Genomic DNA, 985 nt, shown 5'->3' on the forward strand with positions numbered 1-985 from the left:
TCCGGCCAGCATCTGGTTGGAGATACCGAACAGCGGCCACAAGGTGTTGATGCCACCCAGCGGATCGATCACACCTTGGTACAGCAGGTAACCCCACATCGCTACGCAACCGGCGGTTGCGATCAGGTTGGCGGTCCAGGACTCGGTGCGTTTGAGCGCAGGCACAAAGGAACCGAGCAAATCCTGCAGCATGAAACGCCCGGCACGGGTGCCGGCGTCGACCGCGGTCAGGATGAACAACGCTTCGAACAGGATCGCGAAGTGGTACCAGAAGGCCATGGTGTTTTCACCCGGCAGAAGTTGGTGCAGGATCTGCGCAATACCGACTGCCAGGGTCGGCGCACCACCGGCACGGGCCAGGATGGTGGTTTCACCGATATCCTTGGCCACCGCTTGCAGCGCTTCCGGGGTAATCGCAAAGCCCCAACTGCTGACGGTCTGAGCCACCGAAACAGCATCGGAGCCTACAAGGGCTGCGGGGCTGTTCATCGCAAAGTACACGCCTGGCTCGATCACCGACGCAGCCACCATTGCCATGATGGCGACGAAGGATTCCATCAGCATGCCGCCATAACCGATGTAACGGGCATGGCCTTCACTGGCGAGTAGCTTCGGCGTGGTGCCGGAAGCAATCAGTGCGTGGAAGCCAGACACCGCGCCACAGGCAATGGTGATGAACAGGAACGGGAACAACCCACCCTTCCATACCGGCCCGGTGCCGTCGATGAACTGAGTCAATGCCGGCATTTTCAGGTCGGGCATGGTGATCAAAATGCCGATCGCCAGCGCAACGATGGTGCCGATTTTGAGGAAGGTCGACAGGTAGTCACGCGGCGCCAGAATCAGCCATACCGGCAGAACCGCCGCGACAAAACCGTAGCCGATCAGCATCCAGGTGATCTGGATTCCGGTGAAGGTAAAGGCTTTGGCCCAGACCGGGTCAGCGGCAATCTGCCCGCCCAGCCAGATCGACCCCAGCAGCAAC

Annotated in this window: 1 protein-coding gene; it reads right to left on the reverse strand. The window is 60.4% G+C overall.

Features of this window, described 5'->3' with window-relative positions:
* A partial coding sequence (locus KVG95_RS29595) for a carbon starvation CstA family protein (protein WP_302470710.1) occupies positions 1–985 on the reverse strand: 985 nt, incomplete at both ends.

This window comes from Pseudomonas farris (assembly GCF_019145235.1).
GTDB classification, from domain to species: domain Bacteria; phylum Pseudomonadota; class Gammaproteobacteria; order Pseudomonadales; family Pseudomonadaceae; genus Aquipseudomonas; species Aquipseudomonas farris.